A 15,172-nucleotide genomic window follows, 5' to 3' on the forward strand; every position below is an offset into this window, starting at 1 on the left:
GAGAGCAGCGTGCAACAACAACTAACTGATATTCGCGAACGCATGATTGTTGCGCTCGACTTTTCCACACTGGATGAAGTCAAGAAGTGCATCGAGCCGCTACAGGGGCATATCCGTTATGTAAAAGTAGGGATGGAGCTCGCTTACGCAGAAGGGCCAGCGATCGTTTCTTTCTTGAAAGAAAAAGGACTCAGCGTGTTCCTCGACTTGAAGGTTCATGATATTCCCAATACAGCAAAAGGCGCGATGAGAAGCCTGGCGCGACTGGGAGCAGACATGGTAAACGTTCATGCGGCAGGCGGCGTAGCCATGATGGCGGCAGCGAGAGAAGGCTTGGAGCAAGGGACAGCGGCAGGTGCTGCTCGTCCCCTCCTGATCGGTGTAACGATGCTGACATCCACTGGTTTGCAAACGATGAATCAAGAATTGGCAATACCAGGTGCGGTAGAAGATGTTGTCGTGCACTATGCACGGATGACCAAGCAAGCGGGTTTGGATGGGGTCGTTGCTTCTCCACTAGAAGTACCGATGATCAAAAAAGATGTCGGAGACGCCTTTGTAACCGTAACGCCAGGAATTCGCCCACTGGGAGCAGATCAAGGTGATCAGACGCGTATCACGACGCCAGAACAGGCATTCCGCTTGGGCAGTGATTACCTCGTAATCGGACGCGCCATTACGGGTGCTAAAGATCCGGTAGGGGTATGGCAAAGTATCGTCGCAGCAGTGGAAAAAGATCGTTCGTAAAGTAGCCAGCTGGAGGGAGTAAGTGAAATGACGACAATGACAACCGCTAAACAAATTGCAGCGAATCTTCTCGAAATCGGGGCAGTTCATCTGCGTCCGGAGCAGCCTTTTACATGGACGTCCGGGATTAAATCCCCGATCTACTGCGACAACCGGATCACGATGTCCTATCCGCATGTGCGCCGTGCCGTTGCGAGAGCATTTGCCGATCTGATCAAGGAGCAGTACCCAGATGCGCAAGTCGTTGCGGGAACAGCGACTGCTGGTATTCCACATGCTGCATGGGTTGCGGAGCTGCTTGACCTGCCTATGATCTACGTACGGGACAAGGCAAAAGGCCACGGTCGCCAAAACCAGATCGAGGGCGCATTGGCGGCTGGTCAAAAGGTCGTCGTGATTGAAGACCTGATTTCCACAGGAGGCAGCTCCTTGAAAGCAGCGCAAGCGGTACAGGCAGAGGGTGGAGAGGTACTGGGGGTCGTAGCCATTTTCAGCTATCAGTTCCCGGATGCCCAAGCCTTGTTTGAGGAAGCAGGCATTCCTTGCTCCACCATTTCGAATTATACAGCGCTTTTGGAAGTAGCTTCAGAGCAAGGGGTTATTACTAGCGAACAGGAAAAAGTATTGGGCGAATGGCGGAAATCCCCGCGTACTTTTTTTGAATAAGGGAGACATGATGAAGAGTAGGGCGGGGTCAAACCGTCCTACTCTTTTTTGTTTCGTCATGGATCGTAATCTGGACCCGTTTTTCATGTAAAAGAGCTAACTTTAGTTAGTGTTAGAAAGAATTTGGATAATGATATCATGATGGATGATTGTGATTTAATCAGGAAGGATTTCAGAAAAGTACAACGATTACTACAAGGAGGATTATGGTACATACCAGACCTTTTGAATATGAGCAAGACGAGTCATTTATTTGGGAATTGTACTGTTCTACGAGAATCGAAGAAATGGCACTTTGGGGTTGGAGTGAGTCGGACAAGCTTGCTTTTTTACAGTCGCAGTTTATCATGCAGCAGAAATCTTACCAAATGCAATTTCCCGCTCAAAATCATCAAATCATTCTGCGATCCGGGCAGCCTATCGGTCGTTTGATCACGGATACGAGTGGAGAAGCACTGCATCTTGTTGATATTTCTTTGCTGCTTGCTTATCGAGGACAGGGTGTTGGTTCTGCCATTATTGGCGATCTGCAAAAAGAGGCTGAAGCTATCCAATTACCGATCCGTTTACATGTTTTACAAGGGAATCCTGCCTTTCGATTATATGAACGACTTCATTTCATCGTGACCGACTCAACGGGGCTGTATATGCAAATGGAATGGCAACCACTTCTGCAAAAATGACCAGTTTATTCGTTTGACAAGGGAAATAACCACTGTACATAAGGAGGAAGCAACATGGCAGAGCCATTTCTTGGAGAAATCAGGATGTTTGGGGGAGATTATGCACCACAAGGATGGGCATTATGCGAGGGACAGATTTTATCTATTTCGGAAAACGACACATTGTTTAGTTTGATTGGATTCACATATGGTGGGGATGGACAAACGACTTTTGCGTTGCCTGATTTACGGGGGCGTATCCCGCTCCATCAAGGGAAAAATCCGAGCACAGGAACTACCTTCGTGATAGGTGAAAAAAATGGTGTAGAATCCGTCACCTTAAACGTCCCACAATTGCCCGCGCATACGCATACGGTCCATGCATCATCGCAGCCAGGAACGCAGAATAGCCCTGCCAATGCTGTATGGGCAAAGAATACGCAGCTATATTCAACAAATGCACCTGATGGATTGATGAACGCGTCCAGCTTGAGTACTGTAGGTGGAAATCAACCACACAGTAACCTGATGCCGTTTACGGTTATTAATTTCATCATTGCCCTGTATGGGATCTATCCTCAACAAAATTAACATTCCAATCGAACAGGAGGATTTTACGTGGAACCATTTCTTGGAGAAATTCGATTTTTTCCCTTTCCATTTGCGCCAAAGGGTTGGGCTTTGTGTAATGGTGCGTTGTTGCCTCTCAATGGAAACCAGGCACTGTTTTCCTTGTTAGGAGCTGTTTATGGGGGGGACGGGAAAAACAATTTTGCTTTACCAGATTTAAGAGGGCGTGTCCCCGTTCATAAAAACAATCAACAAGATCGTCCAATGGTACCGCTTGGTATGTCAGCCGGAGAAGAAACGCATGTATTAACAACAAACGAAATACCCGCTCATACCCATACCGCGACGGGTTCGAATACAGGTGCCAATGAAAAAACGAGCGCTGGGAACTACTGGGCACAAGCATCCACCACAACCTATGGGACAACCCCTGATACAACGATGAGTGAGAGTGCGTTGCAAACGGTAGGAAACAGTGCACCTCATACGAATATGCAGCCGTATTTGGTCGGGAATTTTTGCATCGCGATTCAAGGGATTTACCCGCCAAGAAACTAGAGGAGGCACTATCATATGGATCCGTATATTGGAGAAATTCGTATCTTCGCTGGCAACTTCCCGCCGAGGGACTGGGCTTTTTGTGATGGACAACTGCTTGCGATCCCTTCCAATCCTATTTTGTATTCGATATTGGGAACAAAGTATGGCGGCGATGGCAAGACCACATTTGCACTTCCCAATTTAAGAGGCACAGCCCCGATGAACCAGGGGGAAGGACCTGGATTGACACCACGTACGGCAGGTCAGACCGATGGCGCAGCCAAGATAACACTGCTACAAAACGAAATTCCGGCGCATACGCATGTTCCCAATGCGTGCTCAACGCCTACAGGGGATACGCCAACAGGGGCGAAATGGTCATCCACTGGTGGTCGGGGAAGTATCATTCCTTACTCCAACACGAGTGATGGGACACAGCTTAGCCCGCAAGCAATTGGAACCACAGGCGGGACTCAGCCTCATAATAATATGCAACCTTATCTCGGACTCTCGTTCATCATTTGTGTGGAAGGCGGAGTTTATCCGGCGAAAGGATAGAGACTGAATTTTGGACGCCCAATGCTGTGCAGCTGGGGGCGTCTTTTTCGCGTGACGGTCACAGCCCTGCTTCCATCTTTTCCTATTTTTCGTATTCTTCTTGCGAGAGGTATGCATTATAATGGATATGTCCGTGATACTAAACGATCGCTTGAAGCAGAACGATCGCAGAGGATGAAGCAGATGACGAAGATAGAAATACTGAAAAGCATGTTGACGAGCGATCAACGCAATGCACCAGTATGGCTGTTGTTAGGGTTAGAGCATGCTGAGCAGGGGGATCGTACGGAGGCTTTACAGGCGTTTACGCAGGCCCTTGCCTATGGTAATGAAGCGATGAAGGAAAAAATTGTGATCGAGCTCAACAAGCTACAAAAAGAATCCCCCTATTCGCGGACGTTAAAAGGGATCAATCAGAAGGATTCCTCTACATACACTACGTTGTTTTCACCTAAGATACGCGTCATTGAAGGGGGAAAAGGGAAGGCCACTACGAAATCGGTTCAACTCGTTGAGAAAACGGCGGGCTTTGGAATGGTCGGCGGGCTTGGACGAGTAAAAGAGGTAATCTTTCAAAGACTCCTACAGCCTATTTCGCAACGGTTGCCTCAAAAGAAAAGTACCATCTTACTTTACGGCCCGTCGGGGTGTGGAAAATCTTTGCTGGCAAAAGCAATCGCAGAAGAATGCCAGGCTCAGTTTTTCTCCATGGCGAACACAGGCGGTCGAAGTATGTATACGCCATCGAACAGGCAGTTTAACATCCATGACTTACTGGCAACAACCCCTGCCAATAAACCGTTTCTGTTTTTTTTAGATGAACTGGAGGCTTCCAGCCATTACGAAGAGCATGCGAACTCCTATCCTAGACAGGGGCTCGATTCCAAATGGCTTCAGACGATAGCGGAGGCAGGCGAGTACGACGAACGACTCGTCCTGATGGGTGCAACCAACGTCCCGTGGGAATTGGAGCCATCCATGCTCCGAGCGGCCGGCTTTGATCACTGGATTTTTGTCGGACCGCCAGATCGGCAAGCACGGGAGGATATTTTTCGCCTAAAACTGGAGGGCCGTCCCACTGAGATGCTAAATTATGAGCAGTTAGCAGGATGGACGGAGTTTTATTCGGGGGCAGACATCGAGTATGTAGTGGAGCTCGCGACGGAGCAGGTATGGCATGATGTCGTAACAAAAGGGGTCGACCGCCCCATTCAAATGAGCGATCTACGGGAGGCCATTGCAGCTACGTATCCAACAACCATTGAGTGGTTGAGGACTTTGAAAGAACATTTGAAACAAGTGGATGATAACGGAATTTATGATGAAGTGTGGGATTACCTGTCTCTTCACAGTAGAATCTGAAATCAACGAAAAGACTGTCGGCACGCTATCAAGCTGCAGTCTTTTTTTGGTACAAATGTTAGAATATTGACTCAATACAGTCTTTTTTGTACGCTGAGTATAGGCTTGAATAGTTGCTGGAAGGTGGAGGTTATACGATGAAAATAATAGATATATCCCGTCCGTTCATGGCAGGTATGCCGACCTGGCCGGGGGACACTCCCTTTCACTATGTCGTAAACTGGCCCAAAGCGGAGAGTGGCTCAGTCAATGTCGGCAAAATAACCATGAGTATTCACACAGGTACTCATGTGGATGCTCCATTTCACTTCGATGATGATGGCCGAAAAATAGCTGAATTACCTCTAGACTTGTACATCGGAGAGGCAAGAGTGGTAGAGCTTACTGGACACTCCAGCATTGGTCCGGAAGATTTTGCCCAGGTTGATCTGGAGGGTGTGGAACGCTTGCTGCTCAAAACATTATCATGGAGCGACCCCAATCAGTTTCCGTCAACAATCTGTCATCTGCGAGCGGACTTGCCAGCGTTCTTTGCCAAAAAGGGCATTCGGCTGATCGGAGTAGATGTCCCATCTGTCGATCCGTTGGACAGTAAGGAACTGGCTGCTCATCATGGGCTTCACCAGCATGATATTCATATTTTGGAGGGGCTTCTCCTCGATCATGTAGAACCGGGTGATTATGAATTGATCGCACTGCCGCTTCCTTTAGTAGAAGCAGATGGAAGTCCGGTACGTGCAATCTTGCGTCGTTCGTAACGCTACATATTGATAAAGCAGTGATTTTCTCGAATAATAACAGGGTAACCACAAAAACCATCATCACGGCGTATGTATGAAGGGAATGAAAAAATAGATGGAAGCGATGACCTTTGTCCTTTTTGGTGCGACAGGAGATTTAGCCAAACGCAAAATTTTCCCTGCGCTCTTTACCTTATTTGTAGATCAAAAGTTGCCTGCTGCCTTTTCGATTATTGGTGTGGGGAGAAGGGCCTGGTCTGATGACGAATTTCAGGAATCTGTTCGCCAGTCTGTCCATGAATTTTCCCGTCGCGCCCAGATTGATTCCCGCGAGCTAGATGTTTTCTTGTCTGTTTGTCGCTATGCGGAAGTAGATGTCATGGAACCGCGTGCTTATGTAACGTTACATGATCTGGTCCTACAAAGAGAGCAAGAGCTGCAGATTCCGCAAAACCGGATGTTTTACTTGTCAGTGGCCCCGCAATTTTTCGATGGAATTGCAACCAATGTCAAAGAAAGCGGACTGGGTTCAACGACAGGCTGGAAGCGTCTGATCATTGAAAAACCGTTTGGGCATGATTTGCAATCCGCGAAAGAATTGAATGAAAAGCTGGGAAAAGCATTTTCAGAAGAAGAAATATATCGCATTGACCATTACTTGGGGAAACCGATGGTGCAAAACCTCGAAGCTCTCGAATTCGCGAACCCGGTTTTCCAGGCTCTCTGGAACAATCAATACATCGCCAACGTACAAATTACGGCGAATGAAACGGTCGGTGTCGAGGACCGGGCTGGATATTACGAGCCAGCCGGAGCACTGCGGGACATGCTCCAAAATCACATGCTGCAAATGCTGATGATTATCGCCATGCAGCTTCCGAAGCGAATCACATCTGCTCATATCCGCGAAGAAAAACGCAAGGTGATGGCAGCCGTGCGCCCGATGAAGAAAGAAGAAGTCGGGACCCACGTGATTCGCGGTCAGTATAGCGCAGGACATATTCAAGGAACGCCTGTAGCTCGCTACAGGGACGAGCCTGGTGTCGATCCCGTTTCCATGACAGAAACGTATATTGCCACGCGTGTCTGGATTGATGACCCGTTTTGGGAAGGGGTACCTTTTTATATTCGCACGGGAAAAAGACTGCAAGAGAAATCAACCAGGATCGTCATTGAGTTCAAAAATCCGCACGAAAAGCTATATCAAGAGCAAAATGAAACGCCATCGCCTAATTTGTTGATCATCAGTGTGAATCCAAATGAAGGTATTGCTTTGCAGGTAAATAGTAAGAATCCGACAAATAGCGGTAAGATTGAGCCGGTGACGGTAGATTTCAGTTCAGGGACAAAAGACGTGCCAGAAGCGTACGAGCTGCTCTTGTTCGATGCACTCCGAGGGGATTCCACTTACTTTGCGCATTGGGATGAGGTCCGGCTGTCGTGGGAGTGGGTGACACCGATTTTGGAAGCCTTCGCTGAAAATTTGGTGCCGCTCTTTACGTACGAAGCAGGCTCATTCGGACCAAAGGCCGCAGAGCAATTGCTTGCAGCAGACGGATTCGTGTGGTGGCTGGATAAGGTCGAAGAACGACTGCCAGTCACTGCAACGAGATAGAAAAAGAAAAGGGAGCGGATGAGATGCGATTTGGCGTAATCGGAACGAACTGGATCACCGAGGAATTTATCCAGGCTGGTCAAGAAGTAGAAGGATTTTCTCTTCAGGCTGTTTATTCACGTACCATCGAACGCGCCAAAGAAATCGCGGACAAGTACCATGCTCCATTCGCCTATAGCAGCCTAGAAGAAATGGTTACAAGCAAAAATATCGACGCGGTCTATATTGCAAGCCCCAACTCCTGCCACGCGGAACAAGCGATCCAGTGCATGGAAGCGGGGCTGCACGTATTGTGTGAAAAACCCCTGGCTTCTAATGCGATTGAGGTAGAAGAAATGATCGAGGCAGCGAAAAGAAATGACGTGCTGCTCATGGAAGCTGTCAAATCTACACTGTTGCCGAATTTTTTTGCGATACAAGACAACCTGCACAAGCTGGGAAAAGTACGACGTTATATTGCTAGCAATTGCCAATATTCTTCGCGCTATGACGCCTACCGCGAAGGGAAGGTTTTACGTGCTTTTGATCCTGCTTTTTCAAACGGAGCCTTGATGGACATTGGTATTTATTGTCTTTATCCGTTACTCATCCTTTTTGGCAAACCAGACGTGATCAAAGCAGAAGGAATCGTGCTTGATTCTGGAGTGGACGGAGAAGGCAGTATGTTGTTGAAGTATCGAGAGATGGATGCCATCATTAGCTTCTCGAAAATTACGACCTCCTATCAGCCAGCAGAAATTCAAGGGGAGGACGCAACGATGGTGATCGATCGAATCAACCATCTCAAAGAAGTGGACATTCGTTACAGGGACGGTCGAACCGAGCAAGTAGCAAGGCCGCAGACCCCGAAGACCATGCATTATGAAATAAGAGAATTCCTACACTTGGCGAAGATCGGGGCCAGACAATCTGCAACGAATTCGCATGAAGTTTCCAAAATGGCCATGCAGGTCATGGATGAAGCGAGAAGGCAGATGGGGATTGTTTTTCCAGCGGATCGAAAAAAACAGTAGGCAAAAGGGAGGGCGTTTGGGATGAAAATGTATGATGTGACCGCCACCGTGTACGAAGGAATGACGGTGTATAAAAACAAGCCTGAAAAGCAGCCGAAAATACGTACCGCTACCAACGGTTATGTAACAGAATCGAGAATCGACATGGACCTCCACACGGGTACCCATGTGGATGCTCCCCTGCACATGGTCAATGCTGGTGATACATTTGAGAGTATTTCCTTGGAGAAGCTAGTGGGCAAGTGTAAAGTTCTTGATCTCACAGCGGTCGAGGACAGGATCACTCGCGCTGACTTGGAGAGCTTCGATCTTGAGCGAGGAGATTTTGTCCTGTTTAAAACGAAAAACTCTTTTGAAGAGGCGTTCTCCTTTGAATTTATCTTTCTGTCTGAAGAAGGGGCGGAATATGTAAGTGAGTTGGGGGTTCGTGGCATTGGTACCGATGCACTTGGAATCGAACGCAGCCAGGAAGGTCACCCCACACATAAAAAATTGTTTGCGGCGGGAGTCATTGTCGTGGAAGGCTTGCGGCTAGCAGAGGTCCCGCCAGGCGAGTATTTTCTGGTAGCTGCACCACTCAAGCTGGTTGGCACAGATGCAGCCCCGGCAAGGGTCCTATTGTTTGAAGGTTTACATAGTAACTTGTCTATTGAAACTGAATGACGAGGAGTGGGAAACATATGCTCAGACGACCAGAGCGCGATGAATACGCTGCTTATTTTGACTATTACATGGGTCTTGTACCGGAGGGGGAGTTCCAAACGATCCTCACGCAGCAAGGAGAGAGGATCGTCGCGTTATTTTCGTCCCTTGCCCCCGAGCAAATTGATTATCGGTATGCGCCAGGCAAATGGACGGTTAAAGAGGTGTTGGGTCATCTCATCGATGCAGAACGCATCATGAGCTACCGCTTGCTGAGAATCGCAAGAGGAGATCAGACACCCCTCGTCGGATTTGATGAGAATGCTTTTGTTGAACACGGGTGTTTTCAGCTAAGAGACCTGTCTGATTTACTGGAAGAGTATAAGGCTGTCCGTGCTTCCACCATCGCTTTGGTGCGAGGGATCTCTCCAGAAGCGTGGTTGCGTACAGGACTTGCCAACGGAAACAAGCTATCTGCAAGGACATTGGCCTATGTGATTGCTGGACATGAAGCTCATCACACTCGCATTTTGAAAGAGCGGTATTTGGGGTAAGGTAAAATCTGAAGGTAGCAGTGAAAATAGACAATTTCATAGGTGGAAACAGGTTCCTTAGGGCGTAACCAACTCGCCACAAGGATAATAGGGAAGCTCGGTGCAAATCCGACACGGTCCCGCCACTGTAAGAGGGGAGTCAGCGTCCAACAAGCCACTGGTCTATCAAAATAGACGGGGAAGGCGACGCTAGGCGATGAACCCATAGTCAGGAGACCTGCCTGTTTCGACAACACTGATAGACCTACGGGAGATAGGGAGGTGTTAGAGATGGCTTGCGAAAAACAGCGAGTGGACATGTATGCCCCTCCTTTTCTGGCATTTTCTAACGATCATTACGGTCGAGCGGAAAATGCTCTTTTTATTTTGGGCAGAATAATAGAAAAGGAGGGCGAGCAATGATGCAACTTTTTATTTGCCAATGGTGCGGATATGTTGTGGAAAAAGAGCAGCTTGAGGAATGCCAGGAGGGCGTGTTTCATTGTGCTTGCTGCAGTATGGAAGAGGTAGAAAGCCTGTTCACCCACAAATGAAATCCTTGCCAAATCAGCTTGCAATCAGAAAAGAAAGAATTTTGTTGACGCTTGCCTTGGAATTTCTTAGAATAAAGCTCAACAGCATAAATGGTTCTTATCCAGAGAGGTGGAGGGTCTGGCCCGATGAAGCCCGGCAACCGTTGCATATTGCAACAAGGTGCCAATTCCTGCGAGACGTTTCGTCTCGAAAGATAAGAAGCGGGTTACTCTATTAGTAGATCAACCTTCTTCTTAGCGAAGAAGGTTTTTTTAATTTCATATTTTCTTTATCCAGAGAGGTGGAGGGACTGGCCCGATGAAGCCCGGCAACCGTCACGTATATTTTGTGACAAGGTGCCAATTCCTGCAGGACATATACGTGTCCTGGGAGATAAGGAGGGGGAGCATTAGCTGCTATCAAGCCTTCTTCTTATCGAAGATGGCTTTTCTTTTTATCTAAAATTCGGAGTATGGGGTGGTCAGGATGAGTGCAGAAGTAGTACGTGTGGGATTATTGGGATTGGGGACAGTGGGTGGGGGCGTAATCAAAACGATCCGTTCACAACAGGAGAAGCTGGCTTCTCGTCTGGGAAAACGAATTGAGATCGTCAAGGCATTGGTGCGTGACTCGGAAAAAGAGCGGGCGGTTCATGTCGACCCGGCTTTACTGACGACAGATTTTGAGGATGTATTGAGAAGCGATGTGGATATTGTGGTGGAGGTCATGGGCGGTGTAGAACCTACCTATGACTACGTACGTGCTTTGATCGAAAAGGGCTGCCATGTGGTAACCGCCAACAAAGAACTCCTGGCGAAAAAAGGAACAGAGCTAGTCGATTTGGCAAATCAGCATCAAGTGCATCTTGCCTATGAAGCGAGTGTGGCTGGGGGTATCCCGATCTTGAGTGTGCTCCGGCAGTTCCTGCGTACGAACGATATCCAAGGCGTTCGCGGTATTCTCAACGGAACAACGAACTTCATTTTGACGAAAATGGAAGCAGAGCAGCTCTCCTACCAGGAGGTGCTCAAGCAAGCACAGGAGCTGGGCTATGCGGAAGCAGACCCTCGTTCGGATGTAGAAGGCTTTGATGCTATGTACAAATTGTATATCCTGGCACAGCTTGTTTATGGGGAATCGCTGCCTTTAGCGGATGTTGTTCGCAAAGGAATTGCAGATTTGTCTGCAGGTCACATTCGGATTGCAAGCGACTTAGGGTACCGGATTAAGCTGATCGCGCAGGCTTATCAAGCCGAAAAAGGCATTCGCCTATCTGTTGAACCAACCATGCTTCCGCTGAGCCATCCGTTGGCGCAAATCCACGATGCGTTTAATGCTGTCCAGCTATCCGGCAACATCGTGGGAGACTTGTTGTTTACAGGAAGAGGGGCAGGAGAGCTCCCAACAGCAAGTGCAGTCGTGGAGGATTTGGCCTATTTATTGACACAGCCATTCACACCGCATCCTACCTGGAAAGAAAAAACGGCTGACAAAGCTGGAGGCACGGTGGATTCGGCAGAACACGTCCTATGTTATCTGGAGGGCTCATGTCATACTGCGACGCCAGATCGTGTCTTGCATTTCCTTCAGCAGGCAGGAGTGAACGTGCATAAACTAAAAGTTCAATTCGATTTGGGGGGCGTCTTGCGCGCAGGGTTGATTGTGACGGGAATCAGTGAACAGCATGAGTCCTTATTGAAAAATGATTTTGGCTTAGAAGTGCGCTGCTTCCCTATTCTTGAATCTGCGTAAACGGCTTCTTTTATCAGGGAGCAGTCTCCACTGCCTTTACACGTGGCTGCACACGCCCGTCACTTTGTATGTCGACATGCTCAGAAATGGATTCAATGCGCTTTAATAGGGCAGCTCCGTTGCTTTCATTCATGGGTACAGCCTGTCCCAATTCTGCATGATAGGGAAGCATCGTCAGCTCACAATCACCACTTTTGGAGCAGTTTGCTTGCAGGACCATTGTTTCCCAAGTCTTGGGTTCGTTTGATCGTGTGAAAATGAAATTGCCAAGACTATACGCAATCCATTTGTCGTTGTATCGTTCAAAGCCTTGCAGTACGTGGGGATGACCGCCGACAACCAAATCTGCACCAGCATCGATGTAGGCACGAGACAGCTCCTTTTGATGATCGACAGGATAATCGGAGCGTTCTTTGCCCCAGTGTGCAATCACCACCACGAGATCCGCTTGGCTGTTCGCATCCTGAATCGCTTTCACTGCTAGTGTAGGATCATAGGAAGCGGCCATACCTGGTTGGGAATTCCCTGCAAACCAGCTCGTTTCGGGAATGACCCTGCTGAAGCCGAGAATCGCAATCTTGATGCCGTTCTTTTCTAGGAAAACAGGTGAATAGGCGCGGCTGGCATCCTTACCGGCACCGACGTATTTTATTCGGTTTTCGTCTAAAGCGTCAAAGGTATCCAGCAATCCCGGAATGCCTTGGTCCATGGAGTGGTTATTGGCCAGATTCACCACATCAATTCCAGCGTTTTTCATGGCAGGAACAGCAAGTGGCGATGATTTGTAAACATACTCCTTGTTTTGAGCAGCAACACCTGTGGCGGTAATCGGCGTCTCCAAATTGGCAATGGTGATATCATCTTGCAAAAAGAGCGAGCTTACATGTTTGTATGGGTAGTCATAGCTGTTTGCAAGTAAGGTTTTCTCAACGTTTCCTGACATCATAATGTCACCGACAAAGGTGAGCTGCACGGAAGACTTTTGGTTCGCGGTATTATCAGGAGCAGGCTGGGTGTTCGGGTTGGCATGTTCTCTATCCATGGCAGTTTGGAATAGGTAGTAGGTTCCGACGACGAAGATGGCCAACACGCTAAAGAGGAGCGTGTTCTTTCCCACACGTGCCCATTTTCTGCGTGAGCGCTTGCGCCGAGCATGTATCCGGCTTGATCTGTTCTCGTTCATTTTTCCCCCTTGTCTTTCTATCCTTACATAAATGAATTTTGATATCCTATAAGTAATACGAAAAAGGGGAGAAAAAAGGTGCAATTAACTTTTGATCATTTGGTTCATTTTGTACATCGGACTCCTCAGGAAGCAGCAGAGCAATTTTGCCAAGCGGGTTTTCATGCGGTAGCTGGAGGGCGTCATGCGTCTTGGGGGACATGGAATAGCCTTAGTTATTTCGGGCTTTCCTATGTTGAGTTTTTGGCGGTTGAACACCCTGAGCTTGCTCGACAATCAGAGAATCCGCTCATACGTCAAAGCATCGAAGATGAGGCAAAGGGAGAAGGATTTGGCCAGATTGCGCTTCGGACCAACGAGATGGATGCGTGGGCAGAGCGCTTGCGAAGCCAAGGCTTGCAGGTTACGGGACCTGTTGCGGGAAGTCGTACACGTGAGGATGGCACGACGCTTCGATGGCGGATGTTGTTCCTCGAAGATGCTGAGAGTACTCTTCTCCCACCCTTTCTCATTGAATGGTCGCAAACCGATGCAGAGAGAAGAGAGGATTTGACTAACCGCGGCATCATTGGCGCACATCCGAATGGTGCTGCCCAACTCAAGTCTGTAGGGTATGCCGTGACGGATCTGGAAGAAGCAACAGCATGTTGGCAAAGCTGGTTTGGGTGGGAGAAGAGCGAAGTATTCCACGATAAAGAACTGGGGGCTATCTGCCAAGCGTTTGAACTTCCGGGTGGAAATGTAGTACTTTGCCAACCGACTGAGGAGGGAATGGCGCAGACTGCATGGAAAAAACGCGGGCAAAGACCGTTTTTTGCGAGGCTGACAGGAGGGGGCAAGGATAGCGAGTATAAGATTGGTGGAGGATCTTACTTTCTAGCAGAGCTGGAATAGTTATTTAGAACCAGGGGTGGTATGAATGAAGTTGACACCACCCCTTGTAGATCGTTTAATCAGCATTTCCCTTCGACTCTCGTAAAAGTACATGTGGAACAAGACGAATATAGAATAGTTCCCCAATCAGCTCTACAATGGTTTGCGTGACGATGACAGCAGACACTACCCCGTTTAGAGGTTCAGGTAGCGCCAGTGCAAAAGGAAGAACGACAAGAGAGTTTCGGGTTCCTGCACTAAAGATAAGAGCCCGCCCTGCTCCAGTATCTAAACGGAATATACGAGAAACGATACATGCAATAATCGGTGCTATGGCCATAAAGGCTACATAGATGGGAATCACTTGGCTAATAAAATGAAAAGAGGTATATAGTTTAGAGATTTGAGAGGCAACAACAATAAAAAGGGTGAGTGCCATAAAAGGCACAGGAAGCCATGCTGTAGCATCAAGAAAACGTTCTCCGTATGGTTGGCGTCTAGACCACCATTGCGTAAGGAGAGCAAGTACCAGTGGAGCAACAATAAGACCAAAAAATGCTTCGAAAAACGGTCCGACACTCACAATTTCCGCCGATGTCTTGCCCATAAAAAGCCCTAGATAAATAGGTAATAAAAGCATTTGGGTAACAAAGAGTATAGGGGTTGAAACCAGAACAAGCTTCTCGTTCCCTCTCCCAAGTTGTGTAAAGACGATAACATAATCAATGCAGGGAGTAAGCAAAACGAGAAGTACACCTAATCGTATTGCTGGATCGTTTGGAAGGAAATGGGTCAACCCCCAAACAAGGATAGGTATCGCTATGTAATTCGTAACAAGCAGTGCATAAATGAACTTTCGATTCGATAATGCCTCTTTTAAACGAAAAAACGGTATTTGGGCAAACATCGCATACAGTAAGATGGCAAGTATGAACGATATCATGCTATCTAAGCTCTCACTGGATGCTGGCCATAACAAGCCTACTCCAGCGGCAATCAGTAGTACGAAAGCATAGAGCCATACTTGATTCTTTTCCAATTCTTCTCTTGAAATCACTTCCTGCACTTCCCCTTCCTAACACGAACCCGTATTTTTCAATCTTCTCCAAGCATTCTGACCATGTAAGACATAGCGACGTTGCCCGTTTTTACGCTCCAGGGCAGGGAGCAAACCAAAAACCA

Annotated in this window: 17 protein-coding genes and 3 riboswitches; of the genes, 15 read left to right on the forward strand and 2 right to left on the reverse strand. The window is 47.9% G+C overall.

The features are described from left to right. The first annotated feature begins 9 nt into the window (after window positions 1-9). From pyrF to HP401_RS08285, 14 genes are all read left to right on the forward strand, one after another. Window positions 10-747 carry an orotidine-5'-phosphate decarboxylase gene (gene pyrF / locus HP401_RS08225; RefSeq protein ID WP_309145116.1) on the forward strand — a complete coding sequence of 246 codons (738 nt, stop codon included), beginning with the start codon at window positions 10-12 and terminating at the stop codon, window positions 745-747. A gap of 27 nt (window positions 748-774) precedes the next feature. Beyond that, window positions 775-1,413 carry an orotate phosphoribosyltransferase gene (gene pyrE, locus HP401_RS08230; RefSeq protein WP_087349934.1) on the forward strand — a complete coding sequence of 213 codons (639 nt, stop codon included), beginning with the start codon at window positions 775-777 and terminating at the stop codon, window positions 1,411-1,413. A gap of 206 nt (window positions 1,414-1,619) precedes the next feature. After that, window positions 1,620-2,096 (forward strand): GNAT family N-acetyltransferase, encoded by a 477-nt coding sequence (locus tag HP401_RS08235; RefSeq protein ID WP_173604696.1) that lies wholly within the window; start codon window positions 1,620-1,622, stop codon window positions 2,094-2,096. 54 nt (window positions 2,097-2,150) lie between these two features. Further along, window positions 2,151-2,666, forward strand: a complete 516-nt coding sequence (locus tag HP401_RS08240; protein ID WP_173604697.1) for a phage tail protein — start codon at window positions 2,151-2,153, stop codon at window positions 2,664-2,666. Between the two features lie 27 nt (window positions 2,667-2,693). Next, the gene (locus HP401_RS08245) at window positions 2,694-3,203 is read left to right on the forward strand and encodes a phage tail protein (RefSeq protein ID WP_173604698.1); all 510 of its coding nucleotides are present in this window, start codon (window positions 2,694-2,696) and stop codon (window positions 3,201-3,203) included. Window positions 3,204-3,218: 15 nt separating this feature from the next. Beyond that, window positions 3,219-3,743: a phage tail protein gene (locus tag HP401_RS08250; protein ID WP_173604699.1), complete on the forward strand. Its 525-nt coding sequence runs from the start codon at window positions 3,219-3,221 to the stop codon at window positions 3,741-3,743. Window positions 3,744-3,926: 183 nt separating this feature from the next. Beyond that, window positions 3,927-5,105 (forward strand): ATP-binding protein, encoded by a 1,179-nt coding sequence (locus tag HP401_RS08255; protein WP_173604700.1) that lies wholly within the window; start codon window positions 3,927-3,929, stop codon window positions 5,103-5,105. Between the two features lie 137 nt (window positions 5,106-5,242). Then, window positions 5,243-5,863, forward strand: coding sequence for an arylformamidase (gene kynB / locus HP401_RS08260; protein ID WP_173604701.1), 621 nt, complete (start codon window positions 5,243-5,245; stop codon window positions 5,861-5,863). Window positions 5,864-5,960: 97 nt separating this feature from the next. Continuing rightward, window positions 5,961-7,460 (forward strand): glucose-6-phosphate dehydrogenase, encoded by a 1,500-nt coding sequence (zwf, locus tag HP401_RS08265; protein ID WP_173604702.1) that lies wholly within the window; start codon window positions 5,961-5,963, stop codon window positions 7,458-7,460. Window positions 7,461-7,483: 23 nt separating this feature from the next. After that, window positions 7,484-8,473 (forward strand): Gfo/Idh/MocA family protein, encoded by a 990-nt coding sequence (locus tag HP401_RS08270; RefSeq protein WP_173604703.1) that lies wholly within the window; start codon window positions 7,484-7,486, stop codon window positions 8,471-8,473. 21 nt (window positions 8,474-8,494) lie between these two features. Continuing rightward, the gene (locus HP401_RS08275; RefSeq protein WP_173604704.1) at window positions 8,495-9,136 is read left to right on the forward strand and encodes a cyclase family protein; all 642 of its coding nucleotides are present in this window, start codon (window positions 8,495-8,497) and stop codon (window positions 9,134-9,136) included. A gap of 17 nt (window positions 9,137-9,153) precedes the next feature. Continuing rightward, window positions 9,154-9,669 carry a DinB family protein gene (locus tag HP401_RS08280; RefSeq protein WP_173604705.1) on the forward strand — a complete coding sequence of 172 codons (516 nt, stop codon included), beginning with the start codon at window positions 9,154-9,156 and terminating at the stop codon, window positions 9,667-9,669. 33 nt (window positions 9,670-9,702) lie between these two features. Further along, a riboswitch (cobalamin riboswitch) is annotated at window positions 9,703-9,908 on the forward strand. Window positions 9,909-10,067: 159 nt separating this feature from the next. After that, on the forward strand, window positions 10,068-10,202 hold the full coding sequence (locus tag HP401_RS30145) for a hypothetical protein (protein ID WP_256435351.1): 135 nt from the start codon (window positions 10,068-10,070) through the stop codon (window positions 10,200-10,202). 94 nt (window positions 10,203-10,296) lie between these two features. After that, a riboswitch (SAM riboswitch) is annotated at window positions 10,297-10,403 on the forward strand. Window positions 10,404-10,468: 65 nt separating this feature from the next. Then, a riboswitch (SAM riboswitch) is annotated at window positions 10,469-10,582 on the forward strand. An 86-nt stretch (window positions 10,583-10,668) separates the two neighbouring features. Then, window positions 10,669-11,934: a homoserine dehydrogenase gene (locus tag HP401_RS08285; RefSeq protein WP_172140251.1), complete on the forward strand. Its 1,266-nt coding sequence runs from the start codon at window positions 10,669-10,671 to the stop codon at window positions 11,932-11,934. A gap of 13 nt (window positions 11,935-11,947) precedes the next feature. On the opposite strand, the gene HP401_RS08290 is transcribed toward HP401_RS08285, so the two are convergent. Continuing rightward, the gene (locus tag HP401_RS08290; RefSeq protein WP_173604706.1) at window positions 11,948-13,117 is read right to left on the reverse strand and encodes a CapA family protein; all 1,170 of its coding nucleotides are present in this window, start codon (window positions 13,115-13,117) and stop codon (window positions 11,948-11,950) included. Between the two features lie 78 nt (window positions 13,118-13,195). Here HP401_RS08290 and HP401_RS08295 point away from each other — a divergent pair, with 78 nt between their 5' ends. Continuing rightward, entirely contained in the window at window positions 13,196-14,011 is an 816-nt protein-coding gene (locus HP401_RS08295; RefSeq protein ID WP_173604707.1) for a VOC family protein, read from the forward strand. 55 nt (window positions 14,012-14,066) lie between these two features. Here the strand turns inward: HP401_RS08295 and HP401_RS08300 are convergent, their stop codons facing one another. Next, the gene (locus tag HP401_RS08300) at window positions 14,067-15,047 is read right to left on the reverse strand and encodes an arsenic resistance protein (RefSeq protein ID WP_173604794.1); all 981 of its coding nucleotides are present in this window, start codon (window positions 15,045-15,047) and stop codon (window positions 14,067-14,069) included. Between the last annotated feature and the right edge of the window lie 125 nt (window positions 15,048-15,172).

The sequence above is a fragment of the Brevibacillus sp. HB2.2 genome, assembly GCF_013284275.1.
Lineage (GTDB): Bacteria > Bacillota > Bacilli > Brevibacillales > Brevibacillaceae > Brevibacillus > Brevibacillus brevis_D.

Excerpts from the sequence above, each read along its gene's own strand:
- HP401_RS08235 (WP_173604696.1), top strand. The coding sequence starts at position 1,620 with ATGGTACATACCAGACCTTTTGAATATGAGCAAGACGAGTCATTTATT.
- HP401_RS08275 (WP_173604704.1), top strand. The coding sequence starts at position 8,495 with ATGAAAATGTATGATGTGACCGCCACCGTGTACGAAGGAATGACGGTG.
- HP401_RS08290 (WP_173604706.1), bottom strand. The coding sequence starts at position 13,117 with ATGAACGAGAACAGATCAAGCCGGATACATGCTCGGCGCAAGCGCTCA.
- kynB (WP_173604701.1), top strand. The coding sequence starts at position 5,243 with ATGAAAATAATAGATATATCCCGTCCGTTCATGGCAGGTATGCCGACC.
- pyrE (WP_087349934.1), top strand. The coding sequence starts at position 775 with ATGACGACAATGACAACCGCTAAACAAATTGCAGCGAATCTTCTCGAA.
- HP401_RS08280 (WP_173604705.1), top strand. The coding sequence starts at position 9,154 with ATGCTCAGACGACCAGAGCGCGATGAATACGCTGCTTATTTTGACTAT.
- HP401_RS30145 (WP_256435351.1), top strand. The coding sequence starts at position 10,068 with ATGATGCAACTTTTTATTTGCCAATGGTGCGGATATGTTGTGGAAAAA.
- HP401_RS08250 (WP_173604699.1), top strand. The coding sequence starts at position 3,219 with ATGGATCCGTATATTGGAGAAATTCGTATCTTCGCTGGCAACTTCCCG.
- HP401_RS08270 (WP_173604703.1), top strand. The coding sequence starts at position 7,484 with ATGCGATTTGGCGTAATCGGAACGAACTGGATCACCGAGGAATTTATC.
- HP401_RS08285 (WP_172140251.1), top strand. The coding sequence starts at position 10,669 with ATGAGTGCAGAAGTAGTACGTGTGGGATTATTGGGATTGGGGACAGTG.
- HP401_RS08240 (WP_173604697.1), top strand. The coding sequence starts at position 2,151 with ATGGCAGAGCCATTTCTTGGAGAAATCAGGATGTTTGGGGGAGATTAT.
- HP401_RS08255 (WP_173604700.1), top strand. The coding sequence starts at position 3,927 with ATGACGAAGATAGAAATACTGAAAAGCATGTTGACGAGCGATCAACGC.
- zwf (WP_173604702.1), top strand. The coding sequence starts at position 5,961 with ATGGAAGCGATGACCTTTGTCCTTTTTGGTGCGACAGGAGATTTAGCC.